Raw genomic sequence first — 15,689 nt, 5'->3', positions numbered from 1 at the left:
CGGTCTCACGCCGCCTCATGCAGCAGGATCGCCGCTTCGGAGCGGGACAGGTTGCGCCGCGCGTAACTGCCGTAGGTATGCGGGTTCTGCGCCACCTGGGGCAGCCGCCTCAGCAGCCGCGCGCGGTCTGCCTCAGATATCGTGGACAGCGCCGTGTTGGCGGGGTGGAAGCTCTCTGTTTCCACGCCATTTGCGAACAGCACCTCGTGCCGGGGCAGAAGCAGGTGGATGTAGGTCACCTCGCGCACGGAGGTATCCAGCCGCACCGTCGCCCCATTCACCAGATCGCGCGCGGCCACCAGCACTTCGGGCGTGTTGAAAAGTGCCCGCGCGACCACACCTTTCACCACCATCCGGTGCTCCGGCGAAACGAGGATCTCCTCGTCCGGCTCGCCGATTCCGAAGGCGCCGGGATGGATGCGGATCGGGCGCAGCTTTGGCATGGCAAAGAGCCGTGCGCCGGACATGCGCCGCGACCCGACCCACTGGATTTCCTGCGGCCCGCTGTCCTTCGTCTGCACATGATCGCCTTCGCGCAGGGCCTCCACCGGCACCGGACCATCCGGCGTCAGCAGGCGCGTCCCGGGGCTGAAACAGATCACACCCGACGCCTGTTCACCGGTCGCGTGGCCGCCGCGCAGGTCCAGCGTGTGATGCACGATCCACAGGTCGCGCCCGGCGGGCGGGAGTTCATCGAGGAACATCAGCAAAGGGAGGGAGCCGCGCCCGACTTCGATCAGCGTCACCGTGTAACTGGCCGATCCGTCCGTGACGACAAAGCTCGAATCCGTCAGCGGGTGGTCTGCCTCCACTCCGTCGATGCGTGTCTTGCGTGGTATTGCCGCCCCCACGAGGCGTCGCACCATGCGCGCCGCCCGCTGACGCAGATCCGCTTCGCCTTCTGCCTGATCCAGACGCAAGACCGTTCTCGGACCATCCACCCGAACCGGTTCGCCACGCCAGGACCAAGCGGCCCCGACGATCAATGCGGACGATGGCGCGGCCTTCAAGCCGCCTATTTCCGTCTGCGACCAGGAGATGACGAACGTGCCTCGATAGCCCGCTGCCATGCCAGTATTCCTGCCTGAGAACTATACCGTTCTATTGTTCTTATTGTTGAAAGACTAGCGAATGACGATACCGTTGGAAAGCACCACCTGTACGAACCAGCATGTCGGTGTAAGGACCAAATCCAGCGTCCTCCCGTTCCCGTCAAACCACGGAAAACCGGCCGCGAAGCGTGCTCAGAACGAGAGATCGATCCGCATGGAGCCGACAAACTGTCCCTCGGGCTGCGCCTCGAACTCCTTCGACAGCCATGTGACACCGTAGAACAAGGCCTTGTTGTCGCCCTGCCAGTGCAGCCCGGCGCGTGCCCGCGACCTGTTCGTCACATCGTAGCCACGGCTGGCGGGCATGAGCTTCGAGCTGTCCACATAGGCGAAATCCCCACCCAGCACGTAGGAAAACCCCGGCATAGCATCTGTCACCACGCGATAGCGCTGGCCGGAGATGCCATCGCGCACCAGAAACTCTCCCTGCCCCACCGGCCCAAAGGTCAGGTCAACGCCCGCGCGCACCATGGTTTCCAGCCCGACGCGGGCCTCGGCAAAGGGGCGCAGCACGCCCCGGCCCAGGGGAATGGTGTTGGCGACCTCGACCACCGCCGTCGGATGCACCGCGTTGGGGATCTGGTTCGACAGCACCGACGGCGAAGCGGCCACCACCCCCATCAGGTCATGCATCGCCGTCTGGAAGCTACCGATGCCGGTCTGCGAGCCGGTGGCCGAAAGATCGGCACCCAGGCTGAACTCCACCGGGCCGCGCATGAAATGCGTGTGCAGGCCCAGCGACACGACCCCGGCGAATGGCCGGTCATCGGGCGCGGGCACGCGGATGTATTCCGGCGACACCACCTGCACGCCGAGGCGGTACTCCAGCACGTCAAAGGGATGATCGGGCAGCATACCGGTCCATCCCCCCCGCGCCACCACGCGGGAGGCAGAGACAGAACCGGTTTGCCAGCGGTCGCGGCGATCACCAAAGAGGTCATTCGTGGTCAGTCGGCCATGCCCCACCAGAACCCGGCCCCCAAAGCCAGTGTCAGGGCTGCCGGGGCCACTTGGCGTATAGGTGTAATCGCCATGGTCTCCAGAATAGATGTTCGCCGCGTCAATGCCGGGGGTATAGTCGGGCGCATCATCAGAACCGGCGTAATCCACCAGATGGTCGGCGGTCTGGGCCTGCGACTGCAGGCTGGGCGCAATTGCCAACAGGGCGGCCAGCGCCACGGCATAACGACGGAGCATCGCGGTCCTCGGTCTTCGTGCCCCCCCGGGCCAGAAAGAGGTAACACAATCCTGACGATCCGCAGAAGTCTGCGGCCACATTTTTCGCTTTCCTGTGGCGGCTTTGCCCTTGCCGATAGCCGGAGCCCACGCGCACGTCCGGACACGCGAAACGCCCCGCACGGGGCCCTCTGGTCTTGTTTCGGCAGTGTGGTGCCGGTGAAGCGTGTTTAGTTCCCGCTGCAGGCACCGCCCTGGCCAATATCCTCAGCAAAACAAGGGGTACCTGCAGTTGGGCGGTGGGGTCAACAGGTGCGTTGTGGTCTACGGTTTGGTCTACGGGCCAAGTGAGCGCCTTTTGATTTACCAGTTCCGCCGATAGTAGAGCCGTTGGCTTACCTTGGCCTCAATGACGCCACACGGGGTGCAAGGGCTTGTGCGGAGTTCGTGCGCATCACAGAGAATGTCGGGGGTGTCCTTTTCTTCACGGGCCATATTCGGCAGCACTTCTGTTGCGATTTTCGAGCGGAAGCTTAGCGCTTGTGGTGCGGTGGACCCGAGTATGAACTGGTAGAGCAACCGCTGTGACAGCAAGAACGATGTCTTTATGCCTCGATATTCAGTAGCCACTTCCCAGAAAGGGAAATGGGCTACGAACTCCTCAGTCAAGCTCGACGAAGATCCGGGCAAAGACCCCCATACGCGCGGACGAACCGGTTGTAGAGCGTCCTGGACGGGCCATAGACGAAAGGCGCGCCCTTCCACTGCAACCCGTTCTTCTTAAAGTAGATTATCCCGCTTAGAACCCGCCGGTCATCCACCCGCGGCTGGCCTCGGGACTTCGGAAAGAACGGCCGCAGTCGCGACATCTGTTCGTCGGTAAGCCAGAAATGCCCGCTCATCATGCCCCCTGTGTTTGAGAGCTTGAATCATGCAGCCCGTGGAGCCTCAAGCACGTTTATGGGGCCTGACCCTAGGAAATCGATCAGTAAACCAAAATATCATCCGTGAGCGCTGCAAGGTTCGTATTCAGGACCGTCAGAGTATCACCGCCGCCGAAATCGAAGACAACATGGTTTCCACTCTGGGTGGCGTGATTGAGCGCATCTTGTGCGTTCGCCAGACCAAAGTTGCGGAAGACAACGGTATCTACATTGTCAGTGAAATCGTTGATTTGATCCTGATCCCAGCCAAGGTTGAAGTTGAAGTGATCGGCTCCTGAATGCCCCACGAGGATGTCATTCCCGAGGCGACCATGTAGGTGATCATTGCCTGATCCACCCCAGATCGTGTTGTTTCCGGCGTCTCCGCGCAAGTTGTCGTCACCATTTCCGCCGTGCAGGCTTTCGATGCTGATATAGGTATCACCTGTCGCCGCGCCGGTGTTGTATTGTGAAAACTGAAGGTCTGCTATGAAACTGGCGCCGGTGGCGTAATACATAGCACGGTCGATACCCGCCCCGCCGTCGAGACGATCTGCGCCATTTCCGCCGTAGAGGATGTCATTCCCGTCTCCACCGCGCAGGTCGTCGTCGCCATCACGCCCGTGCAGCTTGTCGTGGCCATTCCAACCCCAAAGTAGATTAGCCCCAGCATCGCCACGTAGGTCATCATTGTAAGCTGACCCATGAAGGTGCTCGATACTGTCGAAGGTATCGCCTGCCGCTTCGCCGGTGTTGAGGGAGGCGTTTTGCAGGTCGACGAGAACAGCGGCAGTTGCGTTGCTGTATTGCGCACGGTCTATGCCCTCGCCCCCCATCAACTGATCGGCTCCAGCATCCCCAAAGAGAATGTCATTGCCTTCGCCCCCATCCAGACGGTCTATACCGCTGCTACCATAAAGGGAGTCGTTGCCCGCGCCACCAAATAGGTCGTCGTTGCCAGACAGACCGTAGAGGCGATCATTTCCATCCGCCCCCCAAAGCGCATTGTGCCCGGAGGAACCATATATGCTGTCATTGAAGTTCGAACCGTATGCGTTCTCGATATCGATCAGGGTATCGCCTGCTGCATCGCCCGTGAAACTTGCCGCACTTGTGTTGTCAATGCGGACCCAAATCGCTGATCCGGCATCGGCGTAACTTACGGCATCGACACCGCTACCGCCATGAAGCGTGTCACCGCCCGCGCCACCGTTCAGGATATCGTTTTCATCATTGCCGGAGAGATGATCGGCCCCGGCACCTCCAATGAGGATATCCGCATCCCCACCACCGTGCAGCGTGTCATTGCCGCTACCACCATCCAGATGGTCGAAGCCAGCACCACCTTCAATGCTATCGTGGCCGTCACCACCTTCAATACCGTCATGGCCCGCACCGCCAAGAAGCGTGTCGTTGCCTGCATCTCCTTGCAGGCGGTCGTCACCGAGCCCACCGTCCAGGTTGTCGTTACCTTCTCCACCATCGAGGTCATCCGAACCGGCATCACCACTGAGTTGGTCGTTCCCTGAACCGCCAAGCAGAGCATCGGACCCATCTCCCCCCCTCAGCGTATCGGCACCATCTCCGCCCAAGAGGTAGTCTGCGCCCCAGTTGCCGACCAAAACATCGTTACCAGAGCCGCCTTTAAGAGTATCCGAGCCTTCGTCTCCATCCATTTGGTCGTTGCCAGAGCCCCCTTCGAGGACATCGGAGCCTTCTTTCCCATACAGGAGGTCGTCGCCCGCATCGCCACGCAGATAGTCGTTGCCAGAGCCCCCGGTCAGCGTATCGTTCCCAGCCTCACCGATCAGAGCGTCGTCGCCATTCTGTCCATTCAGAAGGTCTTCGCCAATGCCCGCCCAAATCGTGTCAGCACCATCACCGCCATTCACGGTGTCATTGCGCCCCGTAGAAGCAGCATAGGCCTGATACCAGGTGAAGTAGACATCGGACGTGATCGAATCATTGCCGGGGCCGCCGTCAATCGAATCCGCACGCGTTTCCCAGCCAAACATCGTCGCGTTCGGGTCCGTCACAGCAATGTTGTTTGCCCAGTAAAAGCTGTCTTGGTTGTCCTCTGCTGCATTGACATACGCCAGGGTAATTGTGCTGCTTGCGCCTGCTCCAGACGTCAGAAACGCGTCCCAATCAGCATCTGGCAATGATGATGCTATGACAGCATCAGTTTTCCCTGCGGCACGCCCGTGCTGAATGTAATGGATAGTTGCCCCCGATAGATCGGTGCCATAGGCTGCCCGCACGTCAGCGTAATTGCGCAAGTATTGCTCAGCATTGAAGTTGCCGGTACTTCGGCCCTCATCCCGACCATGGTTGATATAGTGCTTCGTTGCATTGAAGAGATGGATGCCATAAGCGTTGTAAACATCGGCATTTGCAGCAAGGTATTGCAGAGCATTGAACGTGATCTGCTTGTCTTCGCCCTGTCCATGGCTCAGCCACCAGTCTTCACCTGTTTGCCAATTCGTTCCGAGGGCATCAATCAGATGGTTATGGCTGGCAATCAGAGATAGTGCGAATTCCGCTGTGGAGGGGCGATCCAGATGTGTCCAATGCAGTTGGTGATTTCCACCATTGAACGTGACCTGCTCTACGTCCTGCACCTGGACAAAGGTATCGCTTGACCAGAACAGATACTGACCGACGCCTTGTGCGCCGTTTTGTACATGTTTCCAATCCCACATGTTCGCGCTGCCGCTTAGGATGAGCTTGTCAGTCCCTGTGCCGCCTTGCACGACATTGTTACCCCCATAGATCGTGAGGGAAAATGTGTCATTGCCTTCACTGCCGCGATATATGTCATCCCCGTGGCTATCATGGAACAGATCGTCGCCCGCGCCACCTTCGGCATAGTCATCGCCATGGCCTCCATGGAACGTATCGTTTCCGTCATTGCCAAAGAGCTGATCATCACCGTTCTGGCCTTCCAGAACATCCGCTCCCGCTCCACCGTGAAGGCGGTCGTCACCATCCGCACCACGTAGCGTATCTTGTCCGCCACCACCAGAGAGATAGTCATCGCCAGTCGATCCGAAAATATTGTCCTTTCCAACTCCACCGATGAGCATGTCATCACCTGACCCACCGTGCAGGTAGTCATTGCCATCCCCACCAAATGCGACGTCGTCTCCGGCCTGTCCGTACAGTTTGTCATTGGCGCTGCCGCCGAGCAGCATATCGTCACCACCGGCAGCTTTGATCGTGTCTTTACCGCCATCCCCGGACAGCATGTCATCAGCACTGCCAGAAGTTATGTTATCCGCGCCATCTCCACCATAGATTGCTACAGATCTGTCTGAGTACGCTGCGGTGAAAGTATCGTTTCCTGATCCGCCATAGGCTGCTTCGAACTCGTTGGTCTGCAGATCAAAGGTAATGCCGGTGTCGCCTATATAGATCGCGGTGTCATAGCCTGAGCCGCCCCGGACAATAGCGTCGTGCGCGTCAAAGAAAATCTGATCGTTGCCACCATAGCCAAGCAAATGGTCCGCGCCCGCATCACCAGACAGCAGATCGTCCATATGCCCGCCATAGATAGCATCCGCCCCAACCCCGCCAGATACCTGCACAGACCGTGTGTGGTTTCGAGCGTCGAGTTGGTTGTTGCGGTCATCACCAGTCACGCCGTCGAGCCTATCAGCCGTCAGGTTCACGGCAGCTAAACCTGTGCCATCCATTACAGCATAGTTGTAAGATTGCCCGCTTTCGAGCTCTATAGAGTAGCCAATTTCCGTTTCTACTCGCCTCCAGCCAATAGAGTTATAGGCCAAAGACACATCCCCGACACCTCCCTCTACGACTTGGCCGTTCATGGTGAACGATGCCAGGCCATGTAGCGTGTTTCCAAAAATAGATACGTCGTCATCGGTGTTGCTATAGGCGGAGCCGTCATCGTAGCCTAGGCTGATCTGAGTGATTCCCCACTCACCGAGAGTACGCAGCTCGCCGTCATCAGTCTCGCCGTCCTGGTCAAGGTCTTGCCAGATACGTAGCTCCGACTCAATTGAGTCTTGAGAGTTCAGTATACCGTCGTTGTTGTCGTCAAAGGCACGCCTTAGTGCTTGAAGGTCGGTGTCACCTGAGTTGCCCCATAGGGAAAATGCCAACTCACGCCCTTGGTTGATCTCTCCATCGCCAGCCCCACGACTACCATCTGCATTCAGATCAATAACCAGAAAGCCATCGTCTGGAGCTGCCCAGGTGGTTTGCTCTCGAAAACCATCTCCATCCACATCGAAATGCGCAGTTGAAGCTATGGAAATCTCGATGCCGTCCTGATCGAGATCCATAATAACAGGCCAAAGCCCAAGAAGATCACCAAGACCATCCCAAAACCCCGAGCCGTCTGTATTCAAGTCATCAGGCCGGGATACGGGTCTTGGAGAAGTATCCCCGTTTTCGTTTGTTACTGTGTTTTCAGCCCAATCCCAGTAGTCATCATCTAAATCTTGTGTGTAATCGTATGCGTATCCATCCCCAATAACGTTGTCACCCAAGGCACCCTCAACATAAGAGTACGGCTGTGGGCTGTCGTTCTCATCGTAATATATTCCAGTTTGCCCATTTGTCGCATCTAAAAAGACCTGGTTGAGATCGATATTAACTTCACCATTCAAAGCTTCCTCAAGCGCATTTGCTAAGCGTGGATCATCTAGCTCTGAAATTAGCTCGCCATTTTCCGCAGCAGCTTGAAGAAGGTCTTCAACTTGACCCCAAGTCAAACCCATCGATGCGCCTACGCTCGCAATGGTCATGCCAACGGCATTGTTGTACAAATCCCTGATAGAATCAGCTTTCGCCAAAGCGTCAGCCTCTCCAGAAACAACCTTGGCAATCCCCGGCACGATCTCCTTAAGGAATCCCATGTATTCTGCGGTTGAGGGGTAACCACTACGTGAAAATGGATTAACTCCCGGGTGATTATACGCCAACTTAGCCGCCACATATGTGTGAGCCATTGCGTTGATTTGTCCGGTGGTGTCAAAACCAAATGACCGGGCGAAATCAATCGCAGGACCAGCAACCATGTTAACAACATCACCCCACGCCTGCTTCGGCGTTGGAAGTCCTTCCCACCACAACTCACCATTGGGACCATTCTGAATTACAAAGCCGTCCAATTTATCAACCCTATTCTATTTCTATTTTATAAAATTTCCCGCCCACAGGAGAAGCGGACTTTCTTACTGAGATCCAACTTTCAGAAGAAACAAAACAACCAGAGTTTTGAAAAATAACCCTGATGCCGTCAGAGGTAAAATTTACAATCTCATAGATCACATTGCCTGATTCAGAAACCAATATTACAAAGCTTTCAAGCTCACCCACGAATACATCAACGTCAATATCCAAATTATTATCTAAGACAAACTTGGAAACCTGAGTGTATTCTGGGACAACGCAGACAGATCGATATTCTGGAAACAGGCCTGACAGGCGAAAATAACCAGGCCGCGCAAATTGATCAGATAGATTCCGGCTGGATTCCGCATAAGAACCGATTGCAAAGATCGAGAAAAACACTATCAGATTATTTATGCGAGAGACAAGCATCCTAACGCCTCTTCTTCCCAAGCACCTTGATGACGTGATTGCGAACCTGGGTGCGCCGCTCCTGCACGACGATGTATTTGTCTTTCTTCTTTCGGCCAAAGACGAATATAGCGCCAAGACAATGCCGCCGAGAATCAAAAGCAGTTCCATCAAGCCCCCACACTCGTTCCTTCCGGGCAGACTACCCGCCTGGCGAGAAGTGTAAACCGGTTATTCCCCGCTATAGGAACTCAAATTTTTCTTCGAATGGTTTGAAATCTTCGCTCCGGGCCAGGCGCTGAAGAACGGCCTGCTTGCAACTCTCGTGCTCGAACTGGCAATAGACACGATTGCCCACATAAACGCCCTCGTGTTGCACATCGTAATGCAGGCTAGGGGCACCTTCGAGCATGGCCTGGGTATGGGCATAAACCTGGCGCAAAAACTTGGCCGTGTCCTTGCCGTTATGCTGCTCGAAGAGCCCGAAGAGGGGCTTCTGACCGGGCCGATCGACAAGGAACACGCCATCGGGCACAATGTAGCCAATGCCGCCGCTTTCCACATCGATGCGATTGTCAGCCAAGCTCTTGCCGCCCTTGTTGTTGCGGTTCGAGCCGCTGGATTGCTGGAAGTAGCAGGAGAAGAACCGGCTCTGATGATGTGACCGCCCTCCGGCGGCATCAGTGTTCCAAGGTGTGTCTGCAACGATCCACATAGGAGAGCGGTCATGTCAGAGACTATCACGGTCGGGCTCGATCTGGCGAAGAATGTATTTCAGGTGCATGGGGCCGATGGCACTGGCCGTGCCGTCCTACGCAAGAAGTTGCGGCGCGCTCAGGTGCTGGAGTTTTTCGGCCAGCTTCCGTCTTGTGTCGTCGCAATGGAGGCCTGTGGCGGCGCTCATTTCTGGGGGCGCGAGATCGGCAAGCTGGGACATGAGGTGCGGCTGATCCCGCCCGCCTACGTGAAGCCCTTCGTGAAGCGTCAGAAAAACGATGCGGCCGGTGCCGAGGCGATCTGCGAGGCCGCGCTACGTCCGACGATGCGCTTCGTGCCTGGGAAGAGCGAAGAGACGCAGGGCGCGGCGATGGTGTTTCGCGTGCGCGAGCTTCTGATCCGGCAGCGGACCCAGGCCATCAATGCACTGCGAGGGCATTTGAGCGAGTTCGGACAGGTCGTGCCACAGGGGGCAGCGAATGCATCGAAGTTGATTGCAATCGTCGAAGATGGGCGAGCGGTCCCTGCGACGCCTGCTGATCATCGGGCCAACAGCGTCATTATCAAACGGCATACCCACGCTTCGGCCAAGCCCGGCACGTGGCTCGGCGGCATGCTGTCGCGCAAGCCGCCGATGCTGGTGCGCGTGGCACTGACGAACAAAATGGCGCGCATCGTCTGGGCTCTGATGGCCAGGGGTGGTGTCTATCAGTCTCCGGTCGCGGCGGCATAAGCCGACCGTCGATCGCGAGAACGTCGGAGCGGAAGAGGGCAAGGAGCAGTTTGGCGCAACAGTCGAGAGACGGGATCGGGAGAACCAGTGCGCAACAGAGTGCCATCGAGCACGCGGCTTTGATCTGGACCCGACCTTCGAACACCATGCGGGCCCGCGGCATGCTCGACGCCGCATCTTGAGGCCGGACACATTTCAGCACCCGGTGACACGCGGCAGCCAGCTCTAAAATTACCTCTTTCGCATGGGGCGATTACACATGTTGCACAAATCCCGTGTGGGATTCATCTCATGAATCCAGCGTAGTAGCTGGGGTGCATGAGCAGACCTACACCCCCGACCTACAAGACCAAGAACTGGCCAGCCTACAATGAAGCGCTCAAGCGCCGTGGCTCGCTGACGATCTGGTTCGACCCCGATATGCGCCCATTTGGCCGCGCATGGCTGGGCCTTCGACCCGGCGGATTCGGCGCGGTATGACGCGGAGCGAGCCATGTTCCCGGCGGATGTGCTGGACTGGGTGCGGGTGTCACAGCCCAAGGCTTGGGACGTGCTGGAGAAGCGCGGCGCGGATGCGGTGCTGGACCGGCTGCGCAAACAGATCGACCAGCGCGGGACGCTCGAAGTCCTGCGCCATGGCATCGAGGCGATGGGCCTCCGCTCGCCCCTGAAGCTGGCCGAGTTCAAGCCTGCGGTCGTAGTAGACCTTGCCGAACGGATTGGTGAAGTCGATGCCGATCTCGCTGGCGGCGAAGTTGATGACCGAGCGCACGGTCCCGAAGACCCTCGTGATGCTGCTGCCCGCCAGCTTGCGCTCGATAAGGTCGTCCCGTAAGCGATTCGCGTCCGCCTAGGTGTACTGCGTGATGTCCTTGTCGCCGCATACGTCGGTGACGTAGCCACAGGCGCGTTCTGCAGCCCGCTGGAAGGTGGCAGGACGCCCCTTGCTTTTGAGCGCAGATAGCTTCAGTAAGGCTCACAGCGGCGCTCTGTGTGGCTACAGCAGTAAGCTGAGGTGCGGTGATGACGCCGGGCGAGTCGTTGACGGCTTGCCGGATGAGGTGCTTGCCAGGAATGTCCGTCTCTTCGACCCGCAGATGATACCAGAACTGATCAAGCTGCTGGGCCGCCTTGGTCGCCCGAGACGCGGCGATTGCGGCCGCCCGTGTCCAAAGCGAATACGATACTCGATTGGAAGAATAACGGTGCCGAAGATCACGCGGAACGCGTCGGCTGAAGTAAAAGATGCCCGCCTTTACAAATGTAAACGGCACGGATGTCGGGGTGATTTTGGTCTTCGCCATGGTCTACGCCTATGTCAGCTCGTGTCAAAGCTGAGGCTTATCAATGGCTCGGGCCTGTTAGTGGTGCCGGTGAAGGGACTCGAACCCCCGACCCCATCATTACGAATGACGTGCTCTACCAGCTGAGCTACACCGGCATCTGGTGGACGGCCCAATAGCAGGCCGTCCGCACCTTGAAAAGCCCTAACTTGCGGCTTTCTTGTCGGCTTCCGGAACTGGCTCTCCGACGATCTCCGCGTCCTCTGCCTCGGTCGAGGCGGTGGTTGATGCCTGCGCCGTCTCGGGGCGCGCGGCAGTGGCCGGGCTGATGTCGATGACATCCGCAGGGGCGGGAGAGGGTTCCGCCTGATCCTCGGTGGACTTGTCCTCCAGTGCGCCGACAATCAGCGGCAACATGTTGGCGCCTGCGGGCAGCACGACCTCAGACTGCGGCGGGGTCTTCCAGGACAGCGTGTCAAAGGCCCCGCAGTTCGAACAGGTGGGTCGCCAGTCGCCGTGGATCGTGTTGCAATTCTCGCAGACCCACTGCGGACCACGCGGCGCGGTGACTGCCTTGGCCAGCCAGGCGCGCACCACTTGATCCTTCGCGCCCTCGCCCTTTTCGATGGCCGCCATGATGGCCAGAACGCGGGCGTCAGGCTCCTTCTCCGGCAGATCGCCCAGTGACCGGCGCGCTTCGGGAAAGTTTTCGGCGGCGAGGTTCAGTTCCGCCAGCAGGAGCCTTGTCTCGCGGTGCTCCGGGTTGATCCGGGTCAGCGGCACGAAACGCTTGATGCGCTGGTCGGGGGTCTCGTTCGGCTCGATCTCCGCAAAGGCTGCGGCGAGGTCGGGATGCGGGTGGGTCTCCCACGCTTTCTTGAGCACGCGCATGGCGTTGCGCGGGCGCTTCTGCGCGATGTAGGCGCGGGCGGCCTTTGCGGCGGCGGGGACGAGGTCCGGCGAATTCCTGTTCGCCTCGATCGCCTTTTCGGCGGCGGCGAGGCTCTCGTCACGGTTCTCGATCTCGGTCGCCTGGCTGAGCGCCAACACCGCGTCGCGCCGCTTGTAGACGTCGCGCGGCAGGGATCCGTGCTTCAGCTTGGCCGACAGGGTCTTTCGCGCGCCTGCCCAGTCTTCCTTTTCGGCCTGCAGGCGCAGCAGAGTGTCCTGCACCTCTTCGTGCTTCGGCTTGATCGCAAAGGCGCGTTCGGCCAGGGCCAGCGCGGTGTCGGTATCCCCCGCCGCGAGCTTCTGGTGCATGATACCCCTGATGCCGACAAAGCGCGTGGAATCACGCTGCAGCAGGCGCTTGTAGACCTGCTCCGCCTTTTGGCGGTCGCCGACCATTTCCGCCGCCTGCGCGGTGATCAGGTCGGTCAGTTCCGGCTTGTGCAGGTACTTCTCCGCGCGTTGCGCCTTGGCGATGGCAAGCCGTCCTTCGCCCGAAGCCAGCGCCATCATGCCTTCGGACAGCGCCTCGTATCCCTTGCGTTCGCGGTTGCGGTGGAAATGCCTCGACAGCGCGGTTTCATCGCCGTTGATGAACCGCAGAGTGGCGACCAGCAGCGCAACCACCTGAATGAGAACCCAGACCGCCGCAACGAGGACGATGGCGCCGAGAACCATCATCAGCGGTGTAAGCGTGTATTCCACCCCGGCCAGAGTGATGCGGGCCTGCGCCAGCCCCGAGCCATCCGCCTCGATGAGGTAACCGAGCCCGAGGGTCAGCGCGGCGACCAGTGCGACGAAAACGACGATCTTGATGAGTGACCACAACATGCTGACGCACCCCTTATTTCTGATTCAGTTGCTGCGAGAGTGCCGAAGCTTCGGCCAACGCATCCCGGCGCAGGGTGGCGCGTGCCATCCAGTCCGCCAGCGGCGGCCGCGCCCCTTCGGGCAGGGCATCCAGCTCCGCGAGCGCGGTATCGAGGTCCCCGGCCCTGACGGCGGCTTCGGCGCGCGACAGGATCGCGTCGACCGAACTCCCTTCCTTAGGCGTGACGGAACGGGCGCCCAGCTGGCTCTGGAAGAAACTTCCAAGCCCGGAGGGTTGTTCGGATGGCGCCTTGCGCGACGCGGCGAGCGAGGCCCGCGCGGAATCGGGGAATTCGTTGCCCAGCGCCGCCATGGTCGGCACGCCGTCGGCGGCCGCAGTGGACAGCGCCTCCGGGACGCTGACGCCGCTGTCCGACACGGTGGCCAGCGGTTCGGCATAGGGCTGACCGGCCTGTACGCGGGCCAGCACATCCGCGAGCGCGGCCTGTGCCGCGGCGACGCGGGCCTGATCCTCGGCAGAGCTTTCCAGCGCGCGGGCTTCCTCCACGATCTTCGTGACCTCGGCGGTCTTTTCCTCAAGCTGCTGCGAGAGCGCGGCCTTTTCCGCCTCCAGCGAGGCCTGCTGCTCATCCACGGCGGCGCGAAGCTGGTCCAGCTCGCGCTCGTAGGCGGCGATAGCCTCCGGCGATACGGCAGCCTCCAGCGGGCGCTTCTCCAGTTCCGTGATGCGGCCATCCAGCCCGACGATCTGCTCGTTCAGGCCGGTCAGGCGGCCGTCCATCTGCGTCAGGCTGTCCTGCACCCCGGCAAAACCGCTTTGCAGCGTGCCAAGGTCGATGCCCGCGACCTGCTGTTGCAGATCTTCGACCTGCCCACGAAGGCTGCCCGCGCCCGCGTCGAGACCGGAAAGCCGTTCGTCCTGCGCGCTGAGGGCGGCGCGTGTTTCGTCCTCGAAAGGGTTGGGCTGCGTCAGCCCGTACCATGCCGCGCCATAGCCAAGGCCCGCCGCGATGGCGCCCCCCAGCAACAGCGGCAAGAATCCGCCGCTGCTCTTCTGGACCACTGCAGGCACCGGCGCGCTGGCCGGGGCCGGCTCATCGCGGGTTGTCTCTGTGGCGGTCGCTGTGGGGTCCTCCGGCGTGGCGTCGGACGCGGCGCTCCCGGCGCGCGCTGCGCTTGTCGTCTCAGAATCCATGGGCTCGGAATCTGTGGTCTCCGACGCCGCTGCTTCGGCTTCTGCCGTGGCGGGCCCTGCGCCTTGCGCCTCGGCTTCGGTGGTCCCCGTGAGGGTCGCATCGCCCTCCGGCGTTTCCGCCTCAAAGGCGCCGTCCGTGACCTCGTCGGTGGTCGCCTCGGCCTCTGCGCCCGCCTCCAGCGTCCCTTCGGTCGCGGTCTCGGCGTCGCGCGTTCCGTGCAGCGCGCCCTCGGGCGCTTCGGTCTTGGCCGTATCCTTCGGGGTCTCCCCCGCTGTCTTTTCCCTGTCGGTCTTGTTCTCAGTCGTGTCTGCCACGTCCTGTCACCCTTTTACCTGCCCCCTCGGGGGTCTCCTCCGGCGCGTCCCCGCCGCGCGCCCGTGACTGCGCCAGTGACTGCGCCGGTTTCGCGGCCTCGACCAGCAAGGCCGTCACCGCATCCAGCATTGCCGGCGAGTCGGGTCGCGCCGCGACCTTCAGTACCTCTATATGGAGCGGCGCAACGGCGATGGCCACTGCTTCGCTCATGGCCGCGACAAGAAGCGGCGCTTCAACGCGGTTCATTGCCAGCAATTTGCCCGATCGCGGCGAAAATACCGGCGCCACCACGGGCACCGTCCCGATCAACGCCGCGCGAGCACTTTCGTTCAGCGGCTGCTGCGGCTGATCGTACAGCGTCACCGTGCGCGTGGGCAGCCCCGCATTGGTCAGCCTTTCCGCCACCTCGCCGCGCTGGTGCCGCCCCGCCAGCCGCAGTAGCGGCGCGGCGACCCGAGCCGCCGTCAGCGCCTCTACCAGCGCATCGGCGTCCTGCGCCACATGCGCCACGTACAGCCCGATGCCGCGCGCTGCCTGCGCTGTCGCCTGCCCCACTACGTAGACCGGAACCTTCAGGGAACGCCCCTTTGGCAGAGCCTGCCACGCAGCGACCCCGTGCGCCGAGGTAAAGATCAGGCCCCGCACGTCCTCCGCCGGGACGTCGACCGGCAGCCGTACGATGTCCATCAACGGAGAGATGATCGGATCAAAGACCGCGCCCCGTCCCCGAAGCGCGGCGATGAACCCCTCCGAAACCGCCTGCGGCCGGGTCATCAGAAGGATCGGGCGGGCGTCGGGCATCTGACCTCCGGTGCCGGGGCATTTGGGGCGCGCCCCTGCCCTTCAGGCGCGTTGTTGTCGGCGCCTGCCCCCGGGGACATTGTGGGGGGCGTCCACCGGTGGTA

10 protein-coding genes, 1 tRNA gene and 3 pseudogenes are annotated in these 15,689 nt (G+C 60.4%); 3 read left to right on the top strand and 11 right to left on the bottom strand.

Going from position 1 to position 15,689, the window contains the following annotated elements; all coding sequences use genetic code 11:
• Nucleotides 1-5: 5 nt before the first annotated feature.
• The 6 genes and pseudogenes from J5474_RS17725 to J5474_RS17700 all read right to left on the bottom strand — a co-directional run bounded on the left by J5474_RS17725 (nt 6) and on the right by J5474_RS17700 (nt 9,476).
• Complete coding sequence (locus tag J5474_RS17725) at nt 6-1,070, bottom strand: Hint domain-containing protein (protein WP_209362532.1); 1,065 nt, start codon at nt 1,068-1,070, stop codon at nt 6-8.
• Nucleotides 1,071-1,244: 174 nt separating this feature from the next.
• Entirely contained in the window at nt 1,245-2,309 is a 1,065-nt protein-coding gene (locus tag J5474_RS17720; protein ID WP_209362530.1) for a lipid A-modifier LpxR family protein, read from the bottom strand.
• A gap of 683 nt (nt 2,310-2,992) precedes the next feature.
• Nucleotides 2,993-3,190 (bottom strand): annotated as a pseudogene (locus J5474_RS17715) (transposase); the annotation flags it as partial.
• An 83-nt stretch (nt 3,191-3,273) separates the two neighbouring features.
• Nucleotides 3,274-8,349, bottom strand: coding sequence for a calcium-binding protein (locus J5474_RS17710; RefSeq protein ID WP_209362528.1), 5,076 nt, complete (start codon nt 8,347-8,349; stop codon nt 3,274-3,276).
• Nucleotides 8,350-8,359: 10 nt separating this feature from the next.
• Nucleotides 8,360-8,782 carry a hypothetical protein gene (locus J5474_RS17705; RefSeq protein WP_209362526.1) on the bottom strand — a complete coding sequence of 141 codons (423 nt, stop codon included), beginning with the start codon at nt 8,780-8,782 and terminating at the stop codon, nt 8,360-8,362.
• A 220-nt stretch (nt 8,783-9,002) separates the two neighbouring features.
• A complete protein-coding gene (locus J5474_RS17700) occupies nt 9,003-9,476 on the bottom strand; it encodes a hypothetical protein (protein ID WP_209362524.1) in 474 nt (157 codons plus the stop codon).
• 12 nt (nt 9,477-9,488) lie between these two features.
• Between J5474_RS17700 and J5474_RS17695 the strand changes: the two genes are divergently transcribed.
• From J5474_RS17695 to J5474_RS17685, 3 genes and pseudogenes are all read left to right on the top strand, one after another.
• On the top strand, nt 9,489-10,211 hold the full coding sequence (locus J5474_RS17695; protein ID WP_209362522.1) for an IS110 family RNA-guided transposase: 723 nt from the start codon (nt 9,489-9,491) through the stop codon (nt 10,209-10,211).
• A gap of 318 nt (nt 10,212-10,529) precedes the next feature.
• Nucleotides 10,530-10,634: pseudogene (locus J5474_RS17690) on the top strand (IS5/IS1182 family transposase); the annotation flags it as partial.
• Between the two features lie 70 nt (nt 10,635-10,704).
• Nucleotides 10,705-11,046: a hypothetical protein gene (locus J5474_RS17685; RefSeq protein ID WP_209362521.1), complete on the top strand. Its 342-nt coding sequence runs from the start codon at nt 10,705-10,707 to the stop codon at nt 11,044-11,046.
• 316 nt (nt 11,047-11,362) lie between these two features.
• On the opposite strand, the pseudogene J5474_RS23315 reads toward J5474_RS17685, so the two are convergent.
• The 5 genes and pseudogenes from J5474_RS23315 to J5474_RS17665 form a co-directional block, all read right to left on the bottom strand.
• Nucleotides 11,363-11,515, bottom strand: a pseudogene (locus tag J5474_RS23315) (DUF6538 domain-containing protein); the annotation flags it as partial.
• A 61-nt stretch (nt 11,516-11,576) separates the two neighbouring features.
• A tRNA-Thr gene (locus tag J5474_RS17680) sits at nt 11,577-11,652 on the bottom strand.
• 46 nt (nt 11,653-11,698) lie between these two features.
• Complete coding sequence (locus J5474_RS17675) at nt 11,699-13,273, bottom strand: heme biosynthesis protein HemY (RefSeq protein ID WP_209362520.1); 1,575 nt, start codon at nt 13,271-13,273, stop codon at nt 11,699-11,701.
• Nucleotides 13,274-13,286: 13 nt separating this feature from the next.
• Entirely contained in the window at nt 13,287-14,783 is a 1,497-nt protein-coding gene (locus tag J5474_RS17670; protein ID WP_209362519.1) for a COG4223 family protein, read from the bottom strand.
• On the bottom strand, nt 14,767-15,585 hold the full coding sequence (locus J5474_RS17665) for a uroporphyrinogen-III synthase (RefSeq protein WP_209362518.1): 819 nt from the start codon (nt 15,583-15,585) through the stop codon (nt 14,767-14,769). Before J5474_RS17665 ends, J5474_RS17670 begins: the two co-directional genes overlap by 17 nt.
• Nucleotides 15,586-15,689 lie beyond the last annotated feature (104 nt).

The sequence above is a fragment of the Sagittula salina genome, from assembly GCF_017813235.1.
Lineage (GTDB): Bacteria > Pseudomonadota > Alphaproteobacteria > Rhodobacterales > Rhodobacteraceae > Sagittula > Sagittula salina.
The sequence above is the reverse complement of the archived record's forward strand: the minus strand, read 5'-3'. Positions and strand labels throughout refer to the sequence as shown.

What these genes read in the sequence shown, in the direction of transcription:
- J5474_RS17700 (WP_209362524.1), bottom strand. Translation starts at nt 9,476, where the DNA reads ATGTGGATCGTTGCAGACACACCTTGGAACACTGATGCCGCCGGAGGG.
- J5474_RS17675 (WP_209362520.1), bottom strand. Translation starts at nt 13,273, where the DNA reads ATGTTGTGGTCACTCATCAAGATCGTCGTTTTCGTCGCACTGGTCGCC.
- J5474_RS17725 (WP_209362532.1), bottom strand. Translation starts at nt 1,070, where the DNA reads ATGGCAGCGGGCTATCGAGGCACGTTCGTCATCTCCTGGTCGCAGACG.
- J5474_RS17695 (WP_209362522.1), top strand. Translation starts at nt 9,489, where the DNA reads ATGTCAGAGACTATCACGGTCGGGCTCGATCTGGCGAAGAATGTATTT.
- J5474_RS17720 (WP_209362530.1), bottom strand. Translation starts at nt 2,309, where the DNA reads ATGCTCCGTCGTTATGCCGTGGCGCTGGCCGCCCTGTTGGCAATTGCG.
- J5474_RS17705 (WP_209362526.1), bottom strand. Translation starts at nt 8,782, where the DNA reads ATGCTTGTCTCTCGCATAAATAATCTGATAGTGTTTTTCTCGATCTTT.
- J5474_RS17665 (WP_209362518.1), bottom strand. Translation starts at nt 15,585, where the DNA reads ATGCCCGACGCCCGCCCGATCCTTCTGATGACCCGGCCGCAGGCGGTT.
- J5474_RS17685 (WP_209362521.1), top strand. Translation starts at nt 10,705, where the DNA reads ATGTTCCCGGCGGATGTGCTGGACTGGGTGCGGGTGTCACAGCCCAAG.